Here is a 22,672-nt window from a genome sequence, read left to right as displayed (position 1 = left end):
GTTTTTTTTGACTATAAAAAATTGTGCAAGGGGGCTAACTGTTTCTGTCTATGTCAATTGCAAATTACTCTGTTAAAACGATAGCAGTTTCTTAGCAGGTATATTTTTATACCAATAGCAAGAGAAGATTCCAATGAATTATTGTTTTGGTTTAATAGGAATTTCAAAAGAGTTACATGCATTTCCTAAGACTTAGAAAAGGCTTCGTTTTTTCTTTTTTAACCCATCAACAGAATATTTTCCGGGTCCCATAATAGCGATGGCTATAAACACGACAATAAATAATAGCGGTTTTTCTTTGGTACCAAAAGGATCATCAGCATGCGCATAGAATGCAGCAGTGAGCATTGTTAGAATCAAGGGAATAGTAGCAAGCCTTGTTTTAAATCCAACCATGATCAAAGCAGTACAAATTACTTCTGCTATGATTGCTAATGCCAAGGATATTTCCGGTCCTAGTCCGAACGGGTCATGAAATCTTACAGGACCTTCTCCGAATAATCTGCTGATTTTAGGAATACCATGAGTAAGCATCATGGCTCCAGCGCTCAAGCGAACCAATAATTTTCCAGCATTTTTTAATATAGTATCTATCATGATTAAGCTATTTCTAGTTGAATAGCTTAATTTATAATTATAGCGTTCATTTAAAACCATATTTATAGAAACTGCTCTATATTATTAACAATCGGTATTAAGACGATTATTAAGGAAATTATTTTCCCTAAAAACTCATGTCCAATTATTTCCCCAACCTGGGGAATTCCGGTTTGAAAAAATGGGCGTTTTAAGTAAGTCCTTTAAGTTTTTACTGACAGCTTGTCACCATTATTCATGAAATAATAATGTGTAATTGAATTATTCTAATAATGAACTTTAATTTTTTCTATAGAACCATTGATTTATACAATTGGCCATTTTCGGTATGATGGTTGTTCCAAAAAGCCTATGCTCAATCTTTTAAAATAGCATAAAAATCAAGTATTCATTATTAAACAGTAGAAATTCAATTCTGATCGATTTTAGGAATGAGGATTCAAACGGAAAATTCATTTTAGGAAAAGATCAATTTATTATAAAAAAAGTAAAAATGTCTAAGCAAAGAATTCTCATCAAGTATGGTGGGAATGCGATGGTCAATTCAGACTTGCAAGAAGAGATTGCGATGCAAATTTTTAAACTTCAGCAAGCTGGTTTTGAAGTCATCATGGTTCATGGAGGTGGTCCATTTATCAATAAAGCGCTAGAGAAAGCAGCAATTACCACCCAGTTTGTGGATGGTTTGAGAGTAACGGAGAAAAATGCTTTTGCGGAAATCCAAAAAGCATTGATTGGCGAAGTCAATGCCGACCTTATATCCACACTCAATAAAAATAACTTAAAAGCTATTGGCCTATCTGGAAAAGATGCTGGAATGGTTCAGGCCAAGAAACTGCAACATACATCCGCCAATGGGGAATTGGTGGATTTAGGCTTAGTAGGTGAGATAACAGAGATTGATAAGGGATTACTGGAGACTTTATGTGATGCAGGTTATGTGCCAGTAGTAGCATGTATCGCTGATGGCCCGGATGGTCAAAGTTATAATATCAATGCGGATACTTTTGCAGGAAAATTGGCTGCAGCAGTGAAAGCAGATCAATTTATCGTACTGACGGATGTAGATGGGTTATTTTTAAACTATCCAGACCCTGACTCAATCATTCAGGAACTTAATGAATCTCAGGTAAATGAATACATGGGGAAAGCTATTCAAGGAGGTATGATCCCGAAGATTCAGTCCTGTGTTTTGGCATTGAAAGAAGGAGTGAAGAAGTCCATTATTCTGAATGGAACGAAACCTCAACAAATTGCAGATTATGCGATTAAAGGAAAACAAATTGGAACTACACTGACACTCAAATAAATGATGAATAACCAAGATTTATATACTCAGGACAGGGAGAATTATTTACCAACCTTTAACCGGTTTCCTATTGCCTTTATCAAAGGAAAAGGAAGCCGACTTTGGGATGCAGATGGAAAAGAATACGTTGATTTATTGGCGGGAATTGCAGTTAATAATGTAGGTCATTGCTATCCCAAAGTAGTTTCTGCGATCCAAAAACAAGCTGCGGAATTGATGCATATTTCCAATTTCTTCGTGAGCCCACAGCAGGTAGCACTTAGTGAATTATTGGTTAAAATTTCTGGCTTAGATCGGGTTTTTCTAACCAATAGTGGTGCTGAATCGGTAGAGGGAGCCATTAAAATTGCGAGAAGATATGCCCATAAACATGGTAAAGGGGGGAAAGTGATTTCTATGGAAAACTCCTTCCATGGTAGGACTTTGGCTACCATTGCTACCGGTCAGAAGAAATATCAAGAAGGATTTGGACCTATTCCGACAGGTTTTGCACAGGTTCCATTTAACGATTTAGAAGCTATAGCTTCTGCGATCGATCAAGATACTGCTGCTGTGATCTTAGAGCCTGTACAAGGAGAAGGAGGGGTAATTCCGGCTGACAAGTCGTACCTTGAAGGACTTCGGAAGCTTTGTGACGAACAAGGAGTACTTTTAATTTTTGACGAAATCCAATGTGGAATAGGACGAACTGGAAAATGGTTTGCTAAAGACCATTATGGAGTGCAGCCTGATATTATGACCTTGGCAAAAGGACTGGGTGGAGGTATGCCTATCGGGGCTGTGCTTTGCAATGAAAAAGTTGCAGATGCGATCCAGTTTGGAGACCATGGGACCACTTTTGGTGGAAATCCTTTGGCAGCAGCTTCTGCTATTGCAACTATTGATACTATAGCTGAAGAGCAATTGTGTAAAAAAGCCTTTGAAACTGGGGCTTGGTTAAGGGAAAAACTCGAAGAACTAATTGGCAAGCATGAGGAAATGGAATTTGTACGAGGTCTCGGTTTGATGATTGGTGTGAAGTTAAAATCTCCTGGAGCACCTTTAGTCAAAAGATTGCTGGAAGAAGGAATTGTTGCAAATGCTACCGCAGGTGATATCCTAAGATTAGTCCCAGCTTTGAATATTCATCAGGAAGAGCTTCAGATTTTCTTGGACAAACTGGATGAAATATTAATTGAAACTAAAACAAACGCCTAAGATGAATCCTGAAAAATTAAAAGTTGCTATCGTTGGAGCTTCTGGATTTACGGGTTCAGAATTGGCTCGATTGCTAATTAGCCATCCAGAAGTAACCATATCAATGATTACTTCTGAATCTCATGTAGGAAAACCATTTTCTGATTTACATCCTCAATTTTATTCCAGGTTGGATATTCCTTTGGAGAGTGCAGATCAGGTGGAAAAAGTGGACGTGGATGTCATTTTTCTTGCCTTACCTCACGGAGTTTCTATGGACTTTGTAGCCAGATGGAAGGATAAAGGAGCAAAAATCATTGACTTGTCAGGTGACTTTAGGCTCTCTTCCAAAGAGGTTTATGAAGAATGGTATGGTAAGAAACATACCTATCCTGATGGATTTAAGACCAGTGTGTATGGTCTACCGGAATTATTTTCCAAGCAAATTGGTGATGCTGATTTAGTTGCGAATCCAGGTTGTTACCCAACCGCGTCCATTTTGAGTTTGGCACCTCTTTATGCACTTGGGATAATAGAGGCTGATTCGGTTGTCATTGATGCAAAATCAGGTTTAACTGGCGCAGGGATCAAAGCGAATGCCACCACGCATTTTTCCAATGTGAATGAAAACTTTAAAGCCTACGGTATTGCGGGGCATAGACATACCATTGAGATCGAAGAACAATTGGGTGGTTTAGCGGGTTCTGCTACCACGGTACAGTTTACACCTCATTTATTACCTGTAGATAGAGGGATTTTGGCCACTTCTTATGCCAAAGTCAAAGGAGAAATGAACCAAGAAAAGCTGACAAAAATTTATCATGAATTTTATCAGGATAAACCGTTTGTCAGACTTAGGAATCAGGCTCCGGGAATCAAAGATGTCAGAGGAAGTCATTTTTGTGATGTTTTCCCTGTTTGGGATACAAGGACATCCCGTGTGATTGTCCTTTCGGCTATTGATAATTTACTTAAAGGAGCGGCTAGTCAAGCTGTTCATAATATGAATCTAATGTTTGATTTACCAGAGGATACAGGACTAAATCAACTACCACTTAAACCTTAACAGGAAAAATAATGATCAAGAATATAACGAATGTAAGAGGTATTAAATGTTGGGGAGCACATACCGGCGTCAAGTCAATGAAGCGTGACTTGGCAATTATATATTCTGAAGTTCCCGCCGCTGCAGCAGGGACATTAACCCAAAACAAAGTGCGGGCAGAACCCATCAAAATCACGGAAAAGCATTTGAAAAATAATAAAGCTCAAGTGATAATCTGTAATGCAGGGAATGCGAATGCATGTACAGGAGAGCAAGGAAGAGAAGGTGCGGAGGCAATGGTAAAGACTACCGCAGAAATTTTGGAGATACCAGAAGATGATGTGATTGTGGCTTCTACCGGGATTATTGGTGTGGAGTTTCCTACAGAGGATGTGGTAGAGGGACTGAAAGTAAATCTTCCAAAATTGAGTGATGAGCTGAAAGCTGGTTCTTTTGTTGCAAATGCCATTTTGACCACGGATACCTTTGCCAAAGAAGGTTTTGTGGAATTCAAACATGAAGGGGAGTCCATCAATATGGGAGGCGTGGCCAAAGGTTCAGGTATGATTCATCCCAATATGGCTACTATGCTGGCATTTATTGTAACAGATTTTAATATCGATGAACATCTACTCCAAGAAGCGGTAAGCTATTGCGTAGATCGTTCTTTTAATATGATCACGGTAGATGGGGATACTTCTACCAATGATATGGTAGCTGTAATGGCCAATGGTTTGGCAGGCAACAGAAAGGTGACTAGCAAAGAAGATCCAGGTTATGAGTTGTTTCAAAATAAGTTATTGGAGATCTTAACTCACTTGGCAAAACTGATCGTCTCTGATGGAGAAGGAGCTTCCAAATTCATTGAATACAAAGTAACGAAAGCCAAAACAGAACAAATTGCGAGGACCTTAATCCGGGCAATTTCAGATTCTACCTTAGTAAAAACAGCCATGTTTGGTCGAGATCCCAATTGGGGAAGAATTGTGGCAGCATGTGGCAATGCCGGTGTTCCATTCAATTATAAAAAAGTTAATCTATTTATTGGGGATCAGAATCACCTTGTTCAGGTTTTGGATAAAGGGAATCCTTTGGAATTTGATAAAGCTTATATGAAAAAGCTACTAAGAGAAAGTCAAATTCAAGTGTTATTGGAGCTTAATTCAGGTGAGGAAGAAGGCATAGGATGGGGCAGTGATTTGACCACCGATTATGTAATGTTTAACTCTGTATATACTACCTAAGTTTTAATATAATAGAATCTAAAAAAGGCTTCCCAGATCACTGAGAAGCCTTTTTTAGATTAAAGAGATCGGAAGAATTAATTAAACCTGCCTACTTCAAATCCTTTGATTTCCAGGCTGGCATCTTTTTGTTGATGAAGCTCTGCAGTGACTTTTCCAGAGGCGGGAGCCAAGCTCACTCCCATCATGGAATGACCAGAGTTTACCAGCACATTGGAATATCCTGGGGCAAAACCTATGTAAGGTAATCCATCTGGAGAGCAAGGTCTCAGGCCTTTCCAAATTTGATCCGTTTCCGGGAATTTTGCTTCGAAATCAGGGTAATAGCGATTGATCGATTCGTAAATCCCCTTAACTCGATTGAGGTTTATTTTTTGATTGGTACCTGTTATTTCCATGGTGCCTCCGAATCGGATTTGCTCTCCATAAGGACTTACAGCTACCTTCATTTCAGTTAAAATAGCAGCTTGTTTAATCTCAGGTTTGTTTTCCTGAATAAAGGAGTATCCTTTTCCTCCCATCATTGGAAGAGTGAAACCAAGCATTTTAGCCAACTCCCCTGACCAGGATCCTCCACAAAGAATGACCTTCTCTGCTTCGATTTTTCCTTTGTCAGTTAATACCGCTTGTACTTTTCCTTGGGATTTTTCAAAGCCATGAACCTGCGTATTAGAAAGGAATGAAACTCCTTTCTCTTCCAAATAGCTTTTTAAGAAACTATATAACTTTCCAGGGTCCAAATGGGCATCTCCAGGAAATAAAACAGCTCCCCTGGCATTTACTTCAAGATTTGGTTCGATTTTCTGAATATCTTCTGGGCTTAGGATTTCGGCTTCCAAGCCATTTTTGCGAGCCAAGTGGGCAAATTCAACCTCCTCTGTTTCCACAGCTTTGGTTTGATAGATCATCATCAGCCCTTTCTCCTGCAATGCAATAGCAGATTCTGGATGCTCTTCCTTAAAATCAAGATAAAGTGCTTTGCTGAGTAGACTTAGATTTTTCAAATAAGGGATGCTTCGCTCTACATGGGCAGGGTTAGCTGCTTTGTAGAAAAGCAGTCCCCATTTTAAAAGCTTGGCATCCAATCTTGGCTGAATATAGAAAGGGCTTTTGGAAGAAAACATCCAAGATATGCCTTTGCTGATCATGCCAGGAGCGGCCAATGGGATAATATGACTTGGTACAATCATCCCTGCATTTCCAGTAGAACAATTGGCCTGTAGGTCAGTTTGATCAATAATCTGAACTTCGACCCCCTCTTTTTGAAGAAAATAAGCGGTAAATAACCCCGTAATTCCGCCTCCAATGATGATAGTTGGTTTCATAATTTAGCTTCAAGTACTTGGTACTTGGTACAATTTATATTACTTGGAATCCATGTACATAAGGATCATCATCGTCCAAAAGGATGGTATTGTACCCATACACTTTGGCCCAACCTTCAATGCTTGGGATGATCGCTGGTTTACCATTAATTTCTGTTTCTTCTTCTATTCTTCCTATGAACTTGGATCCGATAAAGCTTTCATGAATAAAGTCCTCTCCAGGCTTCAATAGTCCTTTGGAATACCATTGTGCAAGTCTAGCAGAGGTACCTGTTCCACATGGTGATCGATCGATGGCTTTATCTCCATAGAATACAGCATTTCTTGCAGTGCTAGTAGGGTCTAAAGTTTTACCTGTCCACAGGATATGCGATAATCCTCGAATTTGAGGATGTTCGGGATGGATGAAGTCGTACTTCTCATTCATCTTTTTCCGAAGTGAGCGGGCCATTGAGATTAATTGTTCCGCCTTGAAATGCTCCAGTCCTGGAAAGTTTTCCTGAGGATCCACGATGCAATAGAAGTTTCCTCCATATGCTACGTCCACCGTCAATTTTCCTAATTCATCCGATTCTATTTCCAGCCCTTCTGAGGCGAGGAAACTTTTGACATTGGTGAGTTTGACGGACTTCACTTTTCTACCTTCCTGCTTGTATTCTACCAGTACCAATCCGGCAGGAGTTTCAAGTCTTAATTGTCCAGGGGTTTTAGGATATATCAATCCTTCCTCTATGGCGATGGTGACTGTCCCGATGGTTCCATGGCCACACATGGCCAAACATCCACTGGTTTCGATAAACAATACAGCAACATCATTTTCAGGGTTGTGTGGAGGGAAAAGCATGGAACCCGACATCATATCATGACCTCGGGGTTCAAACATCAATCCTGTTCTAATCCAGTCATAGTTTTCAAGGAAAAACTGTCGTTTTTCCAACATGTTATCCCCTTTTAGAAATGGGACACCTCCTGATACTACCCGAACAGGGTTCCCACAAGTATGTGCATCAATGCACGAGAAAGTGTGTCTTGTTGACATGAATTAGTGCGCAATTATACCTTGAAGAGCGTTTGGGTATGATAAACTGAACTATCCATTTCAAACACCCTCTAAGGTCTTGGAATATTAAATTTTATCTGACGTGAATTTCCCGTTCACTTGTCTCATAATACCTAAAGGATTTTCGTCTTTCAGGGCGTCCGGAAGCAATTCAGAAGGCATGTCCTGGAATGCAATTGGTCTTGCAAAACGCTTAATGGCATGCGCCCCAACAGAAGTGCTTCTAGAATCCGTAGTAGAAGGGAAAGGCCCACCATGTTGCATCGCATAGCCAACTTCTACTCCTGTAGGAACACCTGTAAACAACAATCTTCCGCATTTTTCTTCTAGAAGGTTGATCAGTTCAGATTGAGCTTTCAATTCAGATTTGTCCGCCCAAAGGGTGATAGTTAATTGTCCGTGAAGTTTTTTGGCTATCTGAATCAATTCACTTTCATCTTCATAGACTACCATCAAGGCAAAGGAACCAAATACTTCTTCTTGGAAGAGATCATCTGCAATCCAGTCAGAAGCTTTAATCTCTGCCAATGCAGGACTGACATTGATAAGGTGCTTGGCATCTGGAACTTTTACCCATTTTAATTCTGGACGGGCTTGAAGATTTTCAATGGCCGTATAGTAGGAGGAAGCAATTCCTTCATGCAACATTGGGCCAGCTGCCGCAGATTGCAAGGCTTCAGATACTGCATTTTCAAATCTTGATGCCAATGCTCTTGGAACAAAGATTAATCCTGGGTTGGTACAGAATTGACCGGCTCCTAAAGTAAGTGAGCTTACGTAGCTTTGAGCCATCGGTACCAATTCATTTTCTAATCGCTCAGGAAAAGCAAAAACTGGATTAACCGAACCCATTTCCGCATATACGGGAATAGGTTCTTTACGATCATTAGCAATATTGAAAAGGGATTTTCCTGCTCCATAAGAACCAGTAAAACCTACTGCTTTCGCCAATGGATGTTTGACCAAGTCTTGCCCCATTTTTACTCCACCTTCTACGTGTGTGAACACTCCGGCTGGTAAGCCTGATTTTATTACTGCCTGAGAAATACATTCTCCCACAAATTTTGAGGTGTCAGGGTGTGCTGGGTGTCCTTTGTATACCACAGGGCAACCCGCTGCTAATGCAGAAATCGTATCACCTCCTGCAGTAGAAAATGCCAAAGGAAAGTTACTTGCTCCAAATACCACGACAGGGCCTAATGGAGTCAACATTCTTCGAATATCTGCTTTAGGTAATGGAGTTCGATTAGGATCGGCAGGATCAATAGTCGCTTCCAACCAGCTTCCTTCTCTAACTAGAGATGCAAAAAGTTTTATTTGGCCAGTAGTCCTTCCAAGCTCCCCATTGATTCTTCCTTCCGGAAGATTAGATTCTCTCACAGCCATCAGAACAATAGCACTTCTGTTTTCCTCCAGTATTTCAGCGATTTTTTCCAAGAAATCAGCTTTCTTACCGGCAGGTAAATTTTTATAGGATAGAAATGCTTCTTGAGCTGCGGAAAATATTGTATCGAGATTCATAGAAATTTAAAATTGAAAAGGTTATCAGATAAGAAAATTCATTAAGCTAAAAGCCAGAGCTTAAGTTACAATTTTTGTTCCTAAGCCCTGACTTTTTATTCTGGCGATTACAACTTAATGATTAAAGACTAGGCCTATTGGCAATTCCGTCTTTGATAATTTTTTCAATTCGTTCTCTTTCTTCTCCTATTAGCGTCAATCTCGGTGCACGAACATGTTCAGATCCGATTCCACAATGATGTTCAGCTAATTTGATGTACTGAACTAATTTTGGATGGATGTCTAGTTCTAGCAATGGCAGGAACCAGCGATAAATCTTACGAGCTTCTTCGATTTTTCCTTCATTGACTAAATTGAAAATAGTAACGGTCTCTTTTGGGAAAGCACAAACTAATCCAGCAACCCATCCTACAGCTCCCATTAACAATTCTTCCATCGCAAGTGTATCTACACCACATAATAATTGGAAACGGTCACCAAATCTGTTGATCATTCTGGTAACATTAGAAATGTCACGAGTAGATTCCTTGATTGCTTGAATATTAGAACAGTCTGCTAACTCAGCAAACATGTCAATCGTCACTAATGTTTTATAATCCACTGGATTATTGTAGATCATAATCGGTAGGTCTGTACTATTTGCTACAGTTTTGAAATAAGTGACTACTTCTCTGGCATCAGCAGCATATCTCATTGGAGGTAGCATCATCAATCCTGAAGCACCTAGTTCTTTTGCCTTAGCAGCCCAGAATAATGCGTCTTGGGTAGCACCTTCAGCGATGTTTAGGATGACAGGAACTTTACCTGCAACATAATCCACCGTTTCTTTGGTCAAAGTGATTTTTTCCTCTTGGCTCAATACAGAGCTTTCTCCAAGAGTTCCGCCAAGGATAATTCCATGTACTCCTGATTCCAATTGGAAATCAATGTTTTTGAAAAACAAATCCATATCTAGACTTCCGTCCGCATGGAATTTAGTAGTTACCGCAGGGAATACGCCTTTCCAGTTCATATCGTTTTTTTTATTTCAAAATTAGGGGATGCAGGAATGTTTTTCGCTCACTGAATTAGTAAAAAATGATTCTATATTGACGAAATAATTAAAAAATTGTTAAAATTGCGGCAATTTAATACCATTATAGCTTATGAGTAAAGTAATTTCTTTCCAAATCCCTAAGTCTGGAAGGACCTTTGTACAGTACCAAGAAGATAGAGGAAAGTATTTTTATAATAACCTTCACCAGCATCCACAATGCCAGTTGACTGTGATTTTAGAAGGTCGAGGTCAGCTATTAGTAGGAGACTATGTAGGGCGTTTTGAAGCAGGTGATGTATTCCTATTAGGTGAAAGTATTCCCCATGTTTTTAGAAGTGATGCAGAGTATTTTGAAGATGATAGTAAGTTATCTACTGCAGGAAACACCATATTTTTCGATTTTCAAGCTTTTGGAAAATCGTTGGAGGAGGTGGATGAGTTTAAAGAACTGATTCAATTAAATGAGCGAATTAATGGCTGTTTCAAAATAAAAGGGAAGACCAAAGAAGAAATTATGAGACTGTTTGACGGCTTCTCCTCTTTATCAGGATTAGAAAAGCTACAGCGGGCACTTCATATGTTAGCTCTATTGAATTTTGAATCCAAGGATTTGAAGGCATTAAACATGATTCCTGTTTCTAAGTCACTATCCGAGCGAGATGGGAAAAGAATGGATCAGGTTATGCGATTTATTCTGGAAAATAGTTCCAGGCCTATTTCTTTGGATGAGGTGGCAGAGCAAGCATTTATGAGCAAAGAAGCATTTTGCAGATTTTTCAAACTAAGAACGAGAAAGACATTTACCCAATACCTCCAACAACTACGAATCACCGAGGCCAAAAAACTTTTGATTGAAACCGATCTGGGGATTTCACAGATCTCCTTTCAGGTAGGTTTTCAAACATTATCCCATTTTAATAAAACCTTCAAAAGCCTCACGAATCAAACTCCGAAGTCTTGGAGAAAGTTAAATTAGATTCAATCAAAGGGGACTAAATTCCCCGAAATAGGGTGGTTGCTATTTATTTTTAATATGAAAAGGGTAGGAGATTCTTAGAAATAATTAATTAAAAAATACATTTAATAGTCTGGTTATAAGTGTTTTAAAACATTTTAACCTTAATTTTTTATGCCCTATTGAAGTGAGGCACTTGCTTTGGCTTTCATAGTTTAAAACTAACCAACTATGAAAAAGCTTATTTTATCCATTACACTGCTGATTGCAGGTCTTACAGTTCATGCTCAACAAGTAAGAGAACTTGATGAAATCAACGAGGATAACTCCTGGTTGAAACTAGGGGTCAATTTAGGTGCTCCCGTTGGGGATGTAGGAAACTATTCTTCCTTTGCTTTAGGCCTTGATGTAGCGGCTCAGTTTATGAGAACAGACAATTATGGATTAGGCATCGCTACTGGCTATACCAAGTATTTTGAAAAATCCAGTGCTGAAAATTATGACGGCTTAAATGATGGGTTTGGTGCTATTCCAGTTGGAATCATGTTTCGATATTATCCTCAACCCGAAGGATTCTTCATAGGAACTGACGTGGGTTACACGTTTTTGACAAGTGTTAACTCTTCTGACGGAGGGGCCTATATCAGACCACAGCTTGGATATCACAATTATGATTGGAATATCTATGGGTATTACAATCAAGTTTTTAGAGCTGACCCATCTATCGATGTCCAAAGTATAGGTGTGGCTGTCACCTATAATATTCGATTTAAATAATTCACTAAAACCATTTCAACCATGAAAAATCAATTGATTAAATACACGCAAAATCTTTTTTTAGTGATGATGGCAATGACTGCAAGTCTTACATCATTTGCACAAGACGGGGGGCTGGACATTGATGTCAGTATCGGTGAGCCAGAATGGTACGAACAAACCTGGGTTTGGGTTGTAGGCGTGGCAGTTTTTGTACTAATTCTAGTTGCCATACTTAGAAAAAGAAAGTAAAGATTTTCTAACTAAGAAAAGCCATGTTCAAAGAAGTAGAACATGGCTTTTTGCATTATAAAATTTCCACAGAAATCGTATTGTCATCAGGAATTCGATCTATCAATTTATTGTAGGGATCAATTCCAGCTTTGACGGGTTCTCCTTTCACCCTAATTGTAAGGGTGGTTTCACCAGGTTTTATTTTATATTTCTGGACATAGAGGGGATTTACACGATCCTTTCCATTTTCGTCTTGGTCCTCCGCAGCGAATACGCCAATATCTATATAATCACCTTCATAAGAGGCATCAGATTCTTCACCGGCTGAATCAGCATAAAGTTTCTGAGAATGGATTTTGATGGTTACATCATATTCATCCTCAGCAATTTTTGTAGCCGTGACTTCCTCCGCTTTGTTGTCGTACAATGTGATTTTGTTCCAAGTATCATCCAAATAATACCGCAAACTATCAGGAGTATACGCTTCCAAGTGTCTATACAGATCTGCACTTCCAGGGAATGGAGGGATAGTTTTTAAACCAAACTCAGCATTAAAATTATATAGCGCACTATCTATCGCTTCTTCACCGATCAAATCCCTAAGTCCATATAAGATCAAACTTCCTTTGTTATACCATTGGTAGGGCCTATTACAGTTGATGAACACATTTTCTTTTTTGCTTTCGTTCGATCTACCCCGTAAGTAATCATCTAATTCATCCTTGAGGAATCTTTTCATGTTTTCCTTCCCATATTTCCGTTCAGAAAGAATCAAAGCTGAAAATTCCGCCAAAGCTTCAGAAGTTAAATTGGCTCCTCTTGTATAGTTTGGCGTAATTTGATGCCCCCACCATTGGTGAGCCAATTCGTGAGCAGTAACATAATAGACATAATCAAAGCTGTTTGGATCGGAGAAATCTGCTACCCAACCAAAGCTTTCTGCAAAAGGAACTGTGTTTGGAAAAGATTGGGCAAAACCTGCATAGCGAGGGAATTCCAAAATCCTCATTTGCCTGAATTGAAATGGTCCATACGTTTCAGAGAAATAAGTCAATCCATCTTTATAGGATTGTACAAATCGATCCAGATTGTATTCATGGCCTTTTTGGTAATAAATTTCAATATCTATACTCTGTCCATTCGGTAAACTGGTTTTGTCTCTTAAGACTTCATATTCTGCTGACAAAACTGAAAAGAATGCCTGAATTGGACTGTCCTGTATATAATGGAAATAGCGTCGGTCTCCCTCAATCCATTCCCTTTGCAAATACCCTGGTGCCACAGCAATTTGGCTCGGAATAGTACTGACAGTTGCCTCAAAATCGATGAAATCCGCATCGTCTTGAAATAACAAAGTTCTTTTTCCATAGGGATCATTATGTGGAGGTAGATCATCTGGCTTTTCTGGCAATTCATATTCTCTTCTTTTTTCATCACTACTCAACTCAATACTTGATGAATAGCCAATTTCCGGCATTCCTCCAGCAATAAAAGAACCATTATGAACTAACTCTCTTCCAAAACCTGAGTTAGGAAATTTATCATTGATGACCTTACTCTTGATCACCAGGTCCAAGGTGTCCCCCGGCATCAGTGTTTGAGGTAAGGCAGTAATTCGATACCATTCCTTCTCAGCTTTTTTACCAAAGATTTGAAACTTTCTTGGCTCGTAATGGAGAGGAAAACGATAGGGCAATTCCTGACCATTGTAAAGAATTTCAAAGTCGGTTAATGAGGCACTATTGAAATGAACCGAATCTATAGGCTCGTCAGTTTTGTTCACCATGCTTACTTCAGCCTCAAAATAAGCATCTCTCTCTAGCGGGTAAAGATCCGCTTTTAGATTAACCTTAATGATTTTAGGTTGGGCCATAAACTCATATTGCTTGAGTTGTTTTTCATAGGCCACTTGTCTTTTTTCGCCTTCCTCTGAAGTTTGATAGCCATTGTCATATACTGTCGATTGGTATATGTAGGCACCGGAAAGAAGGGCTATAAACAAAAATCCATAAGAAGTCAAAGCAGTCTTTTTACCCAATTTATTTTTTGCGGTGCTAATCCTACTTTTTGTGGAGCTATCAGTTCCCCTGCTATAGAAAATGCTGAAAAATAGGATTAGAAATATTCCGAATGCCGTCCAATATAAGTTGAACCAGAATAGCGGTTCCCCAAAGTGCCCCAACCCATTCATGTCACTCCATCTATATCCCGGTTTATAGGAGAAGAAGAACATGTTGAAATCGTAATTGGCGAAATTCCTTAAAACTATAATCAAGACCCAAATTCCAATGGCAGCAGCATGGCCTGCGAATTTGTTATTGACTAACAAATGGACAGCAAATACCAACATGACCATTTGAAGGTAATCTGGCAAAGAAATGAGGTAACTATCTACTAGGTAGACGCCTAAATCATAGTTGAAATATCCTTTTAAAGTTTGGATAATGATCCCAACTACGATGGGCAAAGTCGTCAATAAAAGGCAGATAAAAGCCATCCCAGAGAATTTGGATGCAATTACCGCCCCATCTTTTACAGGAAAAGTATCATTGATGACGGAGTAACCCGAAGACTTGTCTCGATGCAGTGTTTCTCCAGTGAAAAACACGATGATGATGAAGACAAAAATATTATAATCAAAGGTTTTGTACTCCATCAAAAAGGAGGTGGAAGGGAAATTTGGTACGCTATAAAGTGTATTTCCAATCCAAAAATCCAAAATCAAAAATACAGAACCGCCCAATAAAATGGAACGGAAATAGACATCCTTGAGGATGTTTTGTACTTCTATTTTGGTAAGTGTTTTAAAGCTATTCCATTGATAGTTTCCTGTGAAATCTGCTTTTGCCAGTACTTTTTTCAATACGGGTGTTTCGCTCTTTTCAGCTTCTTTTTTGCTCTTTTTCTGAATCGTACTGAAGAAATACGAGAAGCTAAATTTGAAATAGGAAGCTAGGAAAAATGCCAATCCAATCCCAGACCAAATTATCCTATTTAAAAGCAAGTTTCCACTAAGGGGAAGGATGAAATTGTTTTGCTCAAAGGGTGTTAAATACCGAGTTTGGTAATCAAAGGTGTTTAATCCAAACGGATCCAAAAGCTGTACTAAATCCTTGTTTTCTATATCGCTGGCCAGGAAATTTGCCAATAGGTAGGCGATGAATACCACGATTCCTCCAGAGTAAATGGATTTGATGTTTCTAGTAAAAACAATCAATGCAAAGAATAATGTCGATGCAAACCATAGATTTGGCAAGGTTAAAGTCAGCCAAGGTTGAAGGTAGTTCCAAAGTAGGTTTGGTCCATATCGAAGCGCATCGGTTCCAAAGGTAGGTCCCAAAATACTTCCTAGGTAAATACCAATAAGGCTTCCTAAAGAAATGAAAAGCAAAGTGACAAAAGAGCCCCAAAACCTTCCCATAAAATAGCTGAATTTGGAAATGGGGTAACTGAAAAGGAATGTACCTGTTTTATGCTCTAAATCTCTATAAAGGGGAACACCCATTACAGCAGAAGCCAACAAGATTCCAAACAGAGAAATCAATAATTGAAGGTTGGCAATTACAATAGGAGCGTTGTGATATACTTTTTCGGAAGCAGGCGTGTTTCCGAAGCCAATTAATAGCATTGCCACAATAAGCAATAGTCCAAAGTAGATATAAGTAGCCGGCCGACTAAACCGGTATCTCAGTTCAAAAATGAAAATGTCTAAAAACATGTCAATTTCTTAAATAGTGATAGGATCTACTTTTTTTGAAATGTGACTGAAATAGACATCTTCAAGATCAGCTGGAGTTGGTTCAAATCCGTTTCCAGGGTCTGTTTCACTTTCAATTCTTAGACTTAATCTTCCTTCAATTAATTTGGTGGAAATAAGATTGTATTCGTTTCTATAGGTGTCTAACTCCGATTTATCTATGGCTTTCTGATAGATCCTTCCCTGAATAGAGGTGATTCCATCTTTGGGTTTTCCTTGCATCAATACCTCTCCTTTACAGATGATGGCCATATTAGAACAAAGGGTATTCACGTCTTCTACGATGTGGGTAGAAAGGATTACAATGGTGTTTTCCCCGATTTCGGAAAGCAAGTTGTAGAATCTGTTTCGTTCGGAAGGGTCTAAGCCAGCGGTCGGCTCATCTACAATGATTAAGGAAGGATTTCCTACTAGTGCCTGTGCAATACCAAATCGCTGCCTCATTCCCCCGGAATAGGTGCCTAATCCTTTCTTTCTATCAGCGTATAGGTTTACTTTTTGAAGGAGATTCTCGACCAATACCTTACGGTCGGATTTATTTCCTATTCCTTTCATTTGAGCTATATGGTCCAACATGACCTCCGCATTAATTCTAGGGTATAATCCAAAATCCTGAGGTAGATAGCCTAAACGCTCACGAACAGATTGTTTGTCTTTCAATACATTTATGTCATCCAATAGGATACTTCCATTGTCGGCATCCTGAAGGGTGGCAATAGTTCTCATCAAGGTGGATTTACCTGCTCCGTTGGGACCAAGTAGTCCAAACATCCCTTGTGGTATAGTGAGAGAAATGTCATTCAAAGCCTTTACTCCATTAGGATAAGTCTTTGATAAATTTTTGATAATTAACTCCATATTAAATTGATTGGGGGTTGAAGTGATTGTTAAAAAAAGTCTAGAAAAGCATGTGTTTGGAAGTGATATTTTTTTGCTATTGGAATATAAGAAATTGTTTTTAAATGGTTTAGGTGTTCAGGAGTATCGCAGTTCTTTGATAATAGATGCAGGATTTCCCTGTGTGGTTGCTCCTTTTTGGAAACTTATTCCTAAACTCGATTATTAAATCAAAGAATCTACCCTTATGAACTTTAGGAAAAATCATCTTCCTCCCTTGTTTTTGATCTCTTTAATTATGATTCTATACTCCTGCCAAAAAGTAGAATTTAAAAAGGAATCAGGGGCTTTTGAAGTGTTTGCTGAAATGGTCCAAGCTGGTGTGAAACCTATTGCTTTGAGTCAACCTTTAAGTCCTTCTGAAATGGATTTATTTATGCCGGAAGCAACGAGTATTGCTGAGAAATATGAAATTTCAGTTTTTCGAGAGCCTAATCTGATTGGAACTAGTTTGTTTGATTCCTCAGTGGTCCAGGGAAAAGAGGTATTAATTCTGTATAAAGGAGAATCCTTAGAAGCTTATCAAATGCTGAAAAAAAGAGCAAATGAATTAGAAGCTTCAAAGGAATACTCAGGTCAAAAAAAGGAAGATGTTTCAAGGACTTTTGGAAGAATGCTTGGGTATCCTGAATCGAATATTAACAATTTGCTGGCTCAGAATTCAGATTTTAAAGACCTAGGAGACTTTGGGATTACCGGTCAAGAATTAATTTGGTTTTATAAGGATTTACCTGAAGCAAAGAAATTTTACAGCGAGACGCTGGGGTTGAAAATACTTTCTGAGGAAGAGAAATCCGCTACTTTTCAGATTGTTGGGGACTCAAGACTTGTTATCAAAAGTGTAGAGGGAAGTGGGTATTCAGGGAATGAAGCAAAATCCGTTGCCCTAGCTTTATTGACTGATAATTTGGAAGAATGGTATAGCCACTTACAAAAGGAAAAAGTAACGATCAAATACACCCTGAAAGTTAAGCCAGATGGTGCACATGATGGGTTTGTTGCGATGGATCCGGAAGGCTATTTATTGGAATTTGAAATGTTCAGAATGCATCCTGAAAATGAAAAATTCATTCCAGAATTGAAAGGTAGGAAACCCTTGGCAACTTCTTTAGGGACTGAATATAATTTTTATGCAAGCATCACTTGGCTTTATTATAAAGACATTCTTCCAATGGAAAATTTCATGACTCAGAATCTCGGTTTGGAATTGTCTGCGGATCAGGGTTGGGCAAAAATATATCGTCTATCGGATAATAGTTATGTGGGTTTGGTAGACGAAATGCGTGGGATGAACTCTTTTTCTGAAGAAAAATTAGTGGAAGTAAAAATTGGATTGTCTGATTCGGATGGATGGGAAACCTATCTTAAAAAGAAGGATTCTGACTCCACACGTAGGTCTAATACTTTCAGCGATTTGGGTGGGTATCTATTTCGCTTTTAAAGCATCAATCCATTCATAATCAGGAGGTAGTATACTTGTTGGCCTGCTTCATTTTAATTCATGTCATCTAGAGTTCTACAGTTTTGACTTAATCATACATGAAAAATTTTTTCCTAAAAACTGAAAAAATGACGCTTATCAAATATTCCCCGAGTTTCGGATCAAATGAATTAATTTAAGGAATTAACCTAACCATCAACCAAATGAAGAAAACACTACTACTCGTATTATTGAGTATGGTTTTGAATAGTATATCTGCCACAGAACTAGTTCAGACCATTGAAACTTACCAGGCTGACTGGGGTGCTTTGAGGAGGTTATACACGAATAACTTGTCTCTTGAATACTTTGATCGAATTGAAGAATTCAACACCAACTACCTAAATGACTTAAATAAGTTGAATTACAATAGCCTATCTGAAGACGGCAAGATTGATTACGTCTTGTTCAGAAATTTTTTGGAAAAGGAATTGGCTGAATTAGATCTGGAGCGAAGAGCCTTTGAAGAAATTTCTTCCGTGGTGGCTTTTGGAGCGCCGCTTGAAGAGTTTGCGGTAGGAAGGAGAAGAGCGAAAACTCCGGATTCCCAAGCCTTGGCAGCTACGTGGAATGAGGTAGCCAAAAAAGTAGATGCTCAATTAGCAGCACTTCCTAGTATGCCAAAATATACCAGTTGGCAAAAAGCAGATTTGGCTGCAGAAGCGGTTGAACGATTGAATAGAGTAGTTGGAGAAGCTTACTCCTACTATTATGATTATGATCCCATGTTTACTTGGTGGATGCCTGAACCTTGGAAAAAACTGGATGAAAGCATGAAGGCTTATGCCAAAGCATTACGTGGGCATTTTACCAATTCTGTGAAGGATGATGGAAGTGGGATTATCGGAAAACCTATTGGGCGTGAGGCATTATTGAATCAGTTGGCCTTCGAAATGATTGCTTATAGCCCGGAAGAATTAATCGCAGAAGCAGAAAAGCAATTTGAATGGTGTGAGGCAGAAATGCTGAAAGCATCTAACGAATTGGGATTTGGCGATGATTGGAAAGCTGCCTTGGAGATGGTCAAAGAGACGTATTTGCCGGCCGGGGAATGGCCTGCAGAGGTGATTCGACTAGCAGAAGAAGCTACCGAATATGTAGAAAAAAATGACTTGGTGACCGTGCCTCCAATGGCAAAAGAAACTTGGAGGACCACCATGATTTCTGCTGAGAGACAGCGAGTAAGTCCCTTCTTCTTGGGAGGTGAGACCATTCAGATTTCCTATCCTACTTCTGAGATGAGCCATGAAGAGAAAATGATGAGCATGAGAGGGAATAATCCTCATTTTTCAAGGGCAACAGTGCAGCATGAATTGATTCCTGGACACCATTTACAGCAGTTTATGAATCAAAGAAACATGACGCATAGGAGGATGTTCAGAACTCCATTTTGGACAGAAGGATGGGCTTTGTATTGGGAGTTTGTTCTTTGGGACAGAGGTTTTCCAAGAGATGCGAAAGATAAAATCGGGATGCTATTTTGGAGAATGCATAGATGCGCCAGAATTATCTTCTCCTTGAGCTATCATCTGGAAGAAATGACTCCACAAGAATGTATTGACTTGTTGGTGGATAAAGTAGGGCACGAAAGAGCCAATGCGGAAGCGGAAGTCAGAAGATCTTTTGAAGGAAGATATGGTCCGCTTTATCAAATTGCCTACATGATTGGGGCGTTGGAAATTTACTCTATGAGAGACGAAGTGGTCAATTCTGGTAAAATGGGAGAAAAGGAATTTCATGATTTGATTTTAAGTCAGAACGCCATGCCAATTGAAATTTTGAGGGCGAAAGTGACTGGGAATCCTTTGAAGAGGGATCATAAAGCTAGTTGGAAGTTTTTGGATTAATCAAATCTCCCTCATAAAAAAGGAACCCATTTGGGTTCCTTTTTTTAATTATAAATCAACCAAATATTATTTAGGCTCGTTTTTAAGTTTGATGACGATAGCACCATTTTTAGCTTTTTCTCCAAACTTTTCAATAGCTGCATCGCCTTTTAACACAGAGATACTTTCAATGTTATTCGGTTCGATATCCTTAATTTCTTTGATGGGTTTCATGCCGTTTTTTGTATCTAGAAAATACATTGGCTCATTCCCATCTTTGGCGCTGCCTGCTACACGAACTGATACACTAGGGCTTACTGCGCCTCCTCCCTTGATGCTTGTGGCTGCTGGATATCCGATCACTTTTGTTTGGGAAAGACCATTTTGGCCGAATTGAATGGCTTGTCCTCCTGTCATCGACTGGACACCAGAAACTCTACCAAAAATTAAATTTGGGGAAGATTGAAGACTTTCTTGCTGCTCTTCGGTCAACTCATTTTTAATGGAGACCAGGTTGTCCAATTGCAATTTCTTCAACTGGTTTTCCAATTTCAGCACTGCATCCATCTGTTTTTGGACTTCCGCTTGATCGATTTTCGGTTGATCCAGTAAGTTTTTCAATTTTAAAGTGGCCGCATCTAAGTCCCATTTAAGTGTGCTGAATTCTCCGGCATTTTTGCTGTAGGCTTTTTTGATATTGGCGACCTGAGCATCTGTTAGCTCCAATTCTTCTCGCATTCCCATGATTCTATCAGCAGAATATAGATTCCTTTGGAAAATATCCTGATTGGAATAAACAGAGGTGGCTACCTGCCCCTGGGCCATTCCGGCACCTAGGATAAAAAAGAGGATGAGTAGGTATTTCATAATATAAGTTGGTTTAGAAGTCAGTAAGTAAAGAGGCAGTGGGAGATTCCCAAACATCCAAATAGGTAGTTTCTTCAATGATAAATTCTTGTTCATTGTTTTCATCTTCCTGAAGTGTGATAATTAAAACTTCTTTCGGTGCTTCAGGAATTGGTTGAGGCTCGTTCATAATCAAGCCTAGCAATGCCAAAGAGGCTGCAATCCCCGCCGGAATCCAGAAATTGATTTTTCTTGTTTTATAGCTTGGGTAAGGAGGGATTTCCAATTGTTGATCTTGCTCCTTCATATTTTCAAAAAACCTTTTCAGTTCTGCGTTATCTTCCATAGTGCTCCTGTGTTTGGGTTTTTGTAATGATTTCCTTGAGTTTCTTTTTACCGCGATCGTAATGTGTTCTTGCGGTTCCTAGTCCGATTTGTAGAACTTCGGCACTTTGCTCTATTGTCATCTGATGATAAAATACCATCAGTAGTACCTCCTGTTGCATTTTGGGTAATTTCTTGATTAACCCTTGGTAATCCGTCTGATCCATTTCCTCCTGTACATCTGGTACTTCATAGGACTCTTCCAAGGATACCAATTTGCCGGAGGCCCTTAATTGATCTATGGAAGTATATCGAATAATTGAGAAAAGCCAAGTCTTTGCCTTATCAATATTTTTCAGCTTTGCTTTTCCTTCTAAGATTTTTAAATAAACCTGTTGAAGAACATCCTTGGCTAATTCGTCATCAAATGAACAGCACTGCCTTGCCCAGATGTAAGCATCCCTGTGGTAGGTTTGGAGAATATGGTCAAGTTGCTGGCGATTCATTTACATAGGTTAGTCGGATATTATTCGGGATATATGACAATGGGTTTAAAAAAAATAAAAAGTTTCAGCCAATTCTTATCAGCTGAATTATTTTGGTGTCACTTTCACCTTGGCATCCTTGATTTGAAAAAGGTATGCAAGAGTGAATTCCAAAGTGGTGAAATTTAAATCAAAGATCCTTTCTTGGGATTCTGGATTGGTAAAATCATAACCAAACCGTACCTCTCCAGCAATGGTACTTTTACCAAAAAGTTTAGAAATACCTGCGCCGGCGCTTAGTCCATACATTAATTTTTTTGGATTGTCATCGGCCCCTCCATAAGTGGGGATTTCAGGAGGCGAGCTATCTATAATATCCCTCTGGATATCATTTGCACTCAATAAGTAACCAAGATGTGGTCCGAATTTGATTTGAAATCTTCCGGATCTTCCTATAAAGAAGCTCGCCATCATGGGTATTTTCAGGTAATCAAGCTGAGTTTCATTGCTCAAAATAGCCCCTTCTGTATCTGTAATGCTCTGGTTGTAACCAGTAGACAGATATTGAACATTCAATTCAATTCCTGCATTTTTTGCATTGAAATGTTCGAAAACAAAAGCGAAAGTAGGAGCAGAGAGTCCGTCAACGGAAATGCTTCTGATATTCAAGGCAGGGATGTAAGAAAAGGAGGAGGTGGTATATCCTCCTTTGATTCCAATACTTGTCTGTGCGTTTAGAGAAAAGGAACTGATCACAAGGACCAATGCCAAAATAATTCGGTTCATGCTCAAAATTAAA

The 22,672-nt window shown here is 39.0% G+C and carries 20 protein-coding genes; 9 read left to right on the top strand and 11 right to left on the bottom strand.

What is annotated here, in order from left to right:
* Nucleotides 1-192: 192 nt before the first annotated feature.
* Nucleotides 193-597, bottom strand: a complete 405-nt coding sequence (locus BUR11_RS13065) for a DoxX family protein (RefSeq protein WP_074226126.1) — start codon at nt 595-597, stop codon at nt 193-195.
* 493 nt (nt 598-1,090) lie between these two features.
* Here BUR11_RS13065 and argB point away from each other — a divergent pair, with 493 nt between their 5' ends.
* The 4 genes from argB to argJ are packed head-to-tail and all read left to right on the top strand — an operon-like array spanning nt 1,091 to nt 5,371.
* Entirely contained in the window at nt 1,091-1,906 is an 816-nt protein-coding gene (argB, locus tag BUR11_RS13060; protein ID WP_074225437.1) for an acetylglutamate kinase, read from the top strand.
* Entirely contained in the window at nt 1,907-3,103 is a 1,197-nt protein-coding gene (locus BUR11_RS13055) for an aspartate aminotransferase family protein (RefSeq protein ID WP_317045268.1), read from the top strand.
* 1 nt (nt 3,104) lies between these two features.
* Nucleotides 3,105-4,148, top strand: a complete 1,044-nt coding sequence (argC, locus tag BUR11_RS13050; RefSeq protein WP_074225436.1) for an N-acetyl-gamma-glutamyl-phosphate reductase — start codon at nt 3,105-3,107, stop codon at nt 4,146-4,148.
* Between the two features lie 11 nt (nt 4,149-4,159).
* Nucleotides 4,160-5,371, top strand: a complete 1,212-nt coding sequence (gene argJ / locus BUR11_RS13045; RefSeq protein WP_074225435.1) for a bifunctional glutamate N-acetyltransferase/amino-acid acetyltransferase ArgJ — start codon at nt 4,160-4,162, stop codon at nt 5,369-5,371.
* A gap of 77 nt (nt 5,372-5,448) precedes the next feature.
* Here the strand turns inward: argJ and BUR11_RS13040 are convergent, their stop codons facing one another.
* From BUR11_RS13040 to BUR11_RS13025, 4 genes are all read right to left on the bottom strand, one after another.
* Nucleotides 5,449-6,696, bottom strand: coding sequence for an NAD(P)/FAD-dependent oxidoreductase (locus BUR11_RS13040; protein WP_074225434.1), 1,248 nt, complete (start codon nt 6,694-6,696; stop codon nt 5,449-5,451).
* Between the two features lie 34 nt (nt 6,697-6,730).
* Complete coding sequence (locus BUR11_RS13035; RefSeq protein WP_074225433.1) at nt 6,731-7,735, bottom strand: 4-hydroxyproline epimerase; 1,005 nt, start codon at nt 7,733-7,735, stop codon at nt 6,731-6,733.
* Nucleotides 7,736-7,822: 87 nt separating this feature from the next.
* Nucleotides 7,823-9,277, bottom strand: coding sequence for an aldehyde dehydrogenase (NADP(+)) (locus BUR11_RS13030; protein ID WP_074225432.1), 1,455 nt, complete (start codon nt 9,275-9,277; stop codon nt 7,823-7,825).
* A 121-nt stretch (nt 9,278-9,398) separates the two neighbouring features.
* Nucleotides 9,399-10,289: a dihydrodipicolinate synthase family protein gene (locus BUR11_RS13025; protein WP_074225431.1), complete on the bottom strand. Its 891-nt coding sequence runs from the start codon at nt 10,287-10,289 to the stop codon at nt 9,399-9,401.
* Between the two features lie 133 nt (nt 10,290-10,422).
* Here BUR11_RS13025 and BUR11_RS13020 point away from each other — a divergent pair, with 133 nt between their 5' ends.
* From BUR11_RS13020 to BUR11_RS21170, 3 genes are all read left to right on the top strand, one after another.
* Entirely contained in the window at nt 10,423-11,289 is an 867-nt protein-coding gene (locus BUR11_RS13020) for an AraC family transcriptional regulator (protein ID WP_074225430.1), read from the top strand.
* Between the two features lie 210 nt (nt 11,290-11,499).
* Entirely contained in the window at nt 11,500-12,045 is a 546-nt protein-coding gene (locus BUR11_RS13015) for a hypothetical protein (protein ID WP_074225429.1), read from the top strand.
* Nucleotides 12,046-12,111: 66 nt separating this feature from the next.
* Nucleotides 12,112-12,276: a hypothetical protein gene (locus BUR11_RS21170; protein WP_159439228.1), complete on the top strand. Its 165-nt coding sequence runs from the start codon at nt 12,112-12,114 to the stop codon at nt 12,274-12,276.
* Between the two features lie 55 nt (nt 12,277-12,331).
* Here BUR11_RS21170 and BUR11_RS13005 read toward each other — a convergent pair whose 3' ends face one another.
* Both BUR11_RS13005 and BUR11_RS13000 read right to left on the bottom strand, forming a co-directional pair.
* Nucleotides 12,332-15,976, bottom strand: coding sequence for an ABC transporter permease/M1 family aminopeptidase (locus tag BUR11_RS13005; RefSeq protein WP_074225427.1), 3,645 nt, complete (start codon nt 15,974-15,976; stop codon nt 12,332-12,334).
* A gap of 9 nt (nt 15,977-15,985) precedes the next feature.
* Nucleotides 15,986-16,873: an ABC transporter ATP-binding protein gene (locus BUR11_RS13000; RefSeq protein WP_074225426.1), complete on the bottom strand. Its 888-nt coding sequence runs from the start codon at nt 16,871-16,873 to the stop codon at nt 15,986-15,988.
* 277 nt (nt 16,874-17,150) lie between these two features.
* On the opposite strand from BUR11_RS13000, the gene BUR11_RS12990 reads away from it, so the two are divergent.
* Both BUR11_RS12990 and BUR11_RS12985 read left to right on the top strand, forming a co-directional pair.
* Nucleotides 17,151-18,353, top strand: coding sequence for a VOC family protein (locus BUR11_RS12990; protein ID WP_159439227.1), 1,203 nt, complete (start codon nt 17,151-17,153; stop codon nt 18,351-18,353).
* A gap of 203 nt (nt 18,354-18,556) precedes the next feature.
* A complete protein-coding gene (locus tag BUR11_RS12985) occupies nt 18,557-20,239 on the top strand; it encodes a DUF885 family protein (RefSeq protein WP_074225423.1) in 1,683 nt (560 codons plus the stop codon).
* A gap of 66 nt (nt 20,240-20,305) precedes the next feature.
* Here the strand turns inward: BUR11_RS12985 and BUR11_RS12980 are convergent, their stop codons facing one another.
* From BUR11_RS12980 to BUR11_RS12965, 4 genes are all read right to left on the bottom strand, one after another.
* Nucleotides 20,306-21,085: a Spy/CpxP family protein refolding chaperone gene (locus BUR11_RS12980; protein ID WP_084560979.1), complete on the bottom strand. Its 780-nt coding sequence runs from the start codon at nt 21,083-21,085 to the stop codon at nt 20,306-20,308.
* 13 nt (nt 21,086-21,098) lie between these two features.
* Entirely contained in the window at nt 21,099-21,410 is a 312-nt protein-coding gene (locus tag BUR11_RS12975; RefSeq protein ID WP_074225422.1) for a hypothetical protein, read from the bottom strand.
* Nucleotides 21,400-21,894, bottom strand: a complete 495-nt coding sequence (locus BUR11_RS12970; protein WP_074225421.1) for an RNA polymerase sigma factor — start codon at nt 21,892-21,894, stop codon at nt 21,400-21,402. Before BUR11_RS12970 ends, BUR11_RS12975 begins: the two co-directional genes overlap by 11 nt.
* An 87-nt stretch (nt 21,895-21,981) precedes the next feature.
* Nucleotides 21,982-22,659, bottom strand: coding sequence for an outer membrane beta-barrel protein (locus BUR11_RS12965; protein ID WP_074225420.1), 678 nt, complete (start codon nt 22,657-22,659; stop codon nt 21,982-21,984).
* Nucleotides 22,660-22,672: the final 13 nt, after the last annotated feature.

Source organism: Algoriphagus halophilus (assembly GCF_900129785.1).
Lineage (GTDB): Bacteria > Bacteroidota > Bacteroidia > Cytophagales > Cyclobacteriaceae > Algoriphagus > Algoriphagus halophilus.
Note: the sequence above shows the minus strand (reverse complement) of the source record. Positions and strands in the feature narration are given on the sequence as shown.

What these genes read in the sequence shown, in the direction of transcription:
- BUR11_RS12970 (WP_074225421.1), bottom strand. Translation starts at nt 21,894, where the DNA reads ATGAATCGCCAGCAACTTGACCATATTCTCCAAACCTACCACAGGGAT.
- BUR11_RS12965 (WP_074225420.1), bottom strand. Translation starts at nt 22,659, where the DNA reads ATGAACCGAATTATTTTGGCATTGGTCCTTGTGATCAGTTCCTTTTCT.
- BUR11_RS12975 (WP_074225422.1), bottom strand. Translation starts at nt 21,410, where the DNA reads ATGGAAGATAACGCAGAACTGAAAAGGTTTTTTGAAAATATGAAGGAG.
- BUR11_RS12990 (WP_159439227.1), top strand. Translation starts at nt 17,151, where the DNA reads ATGATTCTATACTCCTGCCAAAAAGTAGAATTTAAAAAGGAATCAGGG.
- BUR11_RS13020 (WP_074225430.1), top strand. Translation starts at nt 10,423, where the DNA reads ATGAGTAAAGTAATTTCTTTCCAAATCCCTAAGTCTGGAAGGACCTTT.
- argB (WP_074225437.1), top strand. Translation starts at nt 1,091, where the DNA reads ATGTCTAAGCAAAGAATTCTCATCAAGTATGGTGGGAATGCGATGGTC.
- BUR11_RS12980 (WP_084560979.1), bottom strand. Translation starts at nt 21,085, where the DNA reads ATGAAATACCTACTCATCCTCTTTTTTATCCTAGGTGCCGGAATGGCC.
- BUR11_RS13030 (WP_074225432.1), bottom strand. Translation starts at nt 9,277, where the DNA reads ATGAATCTCGATACAATATTTTCCGCAGCTCAAGAAGCATTTCTATCC.
- BUR11_RS13065 (WP_074226126.1), bottom strand. Translation starts at nt 597, where the DNA reads ATGATAGATACTATATTAAAAAATGCTGGAAAATTATTGGTTCGCTTG.
- BUR11_RS12985 (WP_074225423.1), top strand. Translation starts at nt 18,557, where the DNA reads ATGAAGAAAACACTACTACTCGTATTATTGAGTATGGTTTTGAATAGT.
- BUR11_RS13005 (WP_074225427.1), bottom strand. Translation starts at nt 15,976, where the DNA reads ATGTTTTTAGACATTTTCATTTTTGAACTGAGATACCGGTTTAGTCGG.
- BUR11_RS13040 (WP_074225434.1), bottom strand. Translation starts at nt 6,696, where the DNA reads ATGAAACCAACTATCATCATTGGAGGCGGAATTACGGGGTTATTTACC.
- argJ (WP_074225435.1), top strand. Translation starts at nt 4,160, where the DNA reads ATGATCAAGAATATAACGAATGTAAGAGGTATTAAATGTTGGGGAGCA.
- BUR11_RS13035 (WP_074225433.1), bottom strand. Translation starts at nt 7,735, where the DNA reads ATGTCAACAAGACACACTTTCTCGTGCATTGATGCACATACTTGTGGG.
- BUR11_RS13025 (WP_074225431.1), bottom strand. Translation starts at nt 10,289, where the DNA reads ATGAACTGGAAAGGCGTATTCCCTGCGGTAACTACTAAATTCCATGCG.
- BUR11_RS13055 (WP_317045268.1), top strand. Translation starts at nt 1,907, where the DNA reads ATGATGAATAACCAAGATTTATATACTCAGGACAGGGAGAATTATTTA.
- BUR11_RS13000 (WP_074225426.1), bottom strand. Translation starts at nt 16,873, where the DNA reads ATGGAGTTAATTATCAAAAATTTATCAAAGACTTATCCTAATGGAGTA.
- BUR11_RS13015 (WP_074225429.1), top strand. Translation starts at nt 11,500, where the DNA reads ATGAAAAAGCTTATTTTATCCATTACACTGCTGATTGCAGGTCTTACA.
- BUR11_RS21170 (WP_159439228.1), top strand. Translation starts at nt 12,112, where the DNA reads ATGATGGCAATGACTGCAAGTCTTACATCATTTGCACAAGACGGGGGG.
- argC (WP_074225436.1), top strand. Translation starts at nt 3,105, where the DNA reads ATGAATCCTGAAAAATTAAAAGTTGCTATCGTTGGAGCTTCTGGATTT.